Source organism: Mesorhizobium sp. M2A.F.Ca.ET.037.01.1.1 (assembly GCF_003998075.1).
GTDB lineage: Bacteria > Pseudomonadota > Alphaproteobacteria > Rhizobiales > Rhizobiaceae > Mesorhizobium.
Genome location: NZ_RZSA01001190.1, coordinates 1 through 1,786, shown reverse-complemented (window position 1 = coordinate 1,786; position 1,786 = coordinate 1). Strand labels below are relative to the sequence as shown.

At 65.7% G+C, this 1,786-nt stretch carries 2 protein-coding genes; both read left to right on the top strand.

All coding sequences use genetic code 11. From position 1 onward, the window contains the following. Positions 1-1,229: FAD-binding oxidoreductase (locus EOA27_RS34910; RefSeq protein WP_145970776.1), on the top strand; the 1,229-nt coding region annotated here is incomplete at its 5' end. Beyond that, a partial coding sequence (locus tag EOA27_RS34905; protein WP_145970775.1) for a GntR family transcriptional regulator occupies positions 1,226-1,786 on the top strand: 561 nt, incomplete at its 3' end. The genes EOA27_RS34910 and EOA27_RS34905, both read left to right, overlap by 4 nt.

Below are 1,786 nucleotides of genomic sequence, written 5' to 3'. Positions count from 1 at the left end.
GCATCGTTCCGCAAGGCGGCAACACCGGGCTGGTATCAGGCGCGATCGACAGCAAAGGCGGCGGCCTGGTTGTCTTGAGCCTGGAGCGGCTGAACGCCATCCGGCAGATTGATGCCGGCAACTTCACCCTGCAAGCCGATGCCGGCTGCGTGCTGCAGACGATCAAGGACGCCTGCGAGGCGCAAGAATGCCTCTTCCCGCTCGCGCTCGGCGCGCAAGGCAGCTGCCAGATCGGCGGCAATGCGGCGACCAATGCCGGCGGCGTCAACGTGCTGCGCTATGGCATGGCACGCGACCTGATCCTCGGTCTCGAAGTCGTGCTGGCGGACGGCGAACTGTGGAACGGCTTCTCTGGTCTGCGCAAGAACAACAGCGGCTACGACCTGAAGCAGCTTTTCATCGGTTCCGAAGGCACGCTCGGCATCATCACCGGTGTCGAGGTCAAGCTGTTTCCGAAACCGGCGCGAACCGAGACCGCCTATCTCGGCCTTGCCTCGTTCGAGGCGGCCGTTGCGCTCTTCAACCAGGCGCGCCGCGATTGCTCGGACCTCGTCTCCGCTTTCGAGATCATCGGCGCCGAATGCATCGAGCTTGCCCGGCTGATCGACCCGGCGATGAGGGCGCCGGTCGGAGCGCCCGTCCACGTGCTGATCGAATTGTCATCCAGCGCGGCTATCGACCTCAACAGCTTGCTGGCCGGCGTCCTCGGCGATGCCATGGAAAATGGCCTGGTAACCGACGCGGTTCTCGCCGCGAGCACGACGCAGGCCAGGAGTTTTTGGGCGATCCGCGAAGGTCTGGTCGAAGGCCAGGCCAAGCGCGGCTATCATGTGCGCACCGACCTGTCGGTGAGGATTTCCGACATCCCCAGCCTCATCGAAAGAGCCCGCCGCTTCGTCGCGAATGACCATCCCGGCTGGATCCCGCTCGCCTACGGCCACGCCGGTGACGGCAACATCCACTTCAACGTGCTGCCGCCGCTCGAACTCGCCGAGGATGAAGCCCGTGCCCGGGGCGCCGAAGTCATCGCCGGGCTCTATGAAATCGCCGTCGGTCTCGGCGGCTCGATCAGCGCGGAGCACGGCATCGGCCGCAGCCGCCGCAAGGAATTCTGGGCCGGGCTTTCGCCGGCGCATCGCCGCATGGTCGCGGCGCTGAAGAGCGCACTCGACCCCAAGGGCCTGATGAATCCCGGTTGCCTGTTGCCCGCGACGGAGACTTTTCCATGAAGCAGAGACTGGCCGCCATCGGCACTGTCGAGACATTGCCGCACCGGGTCGCTGCCTTCCTCAGCCGCGAGATCGAATCCGGCGAATTGAACCCCGGCGCGCGCCTGCCGACCGAGCAGGAATTGTCCGAAAAATTCGGCGTCAGCCGAAATGTCGTGCGCGAGGCGATCGCCCAGCTTCGCGCCGACGGCATGATCGAGGCGCGCCAAGGCATCGGCGCCTTCGTGCTGGCGCCCGAGCAGCGAGCAGCGATCCGCATCGACCGCGAGGCGCTCAAGGACACGCACAACATGGAGCGGCTGTTCGAGCTGCGCTGCATCCTCGAGGCCGAATCGGCTGCGCTCGCCGCGGCGCGCCGCAATCAGGGCCATCTCGATTCGATCAAGGCTGCGCTCGACCGCATGGGCGGCGAGGAGCGTTGGGAAGAAGGCAGCATCGACGCCGACCTGCTCTTCCACCGCGAGATCGCGCGCGCTACCGGCAACAGCTACATCCACACCTTCATCTCGTTCGTCTGCGAGCAGATCCGCCACTCGATCCACTACGCGCGCATGACG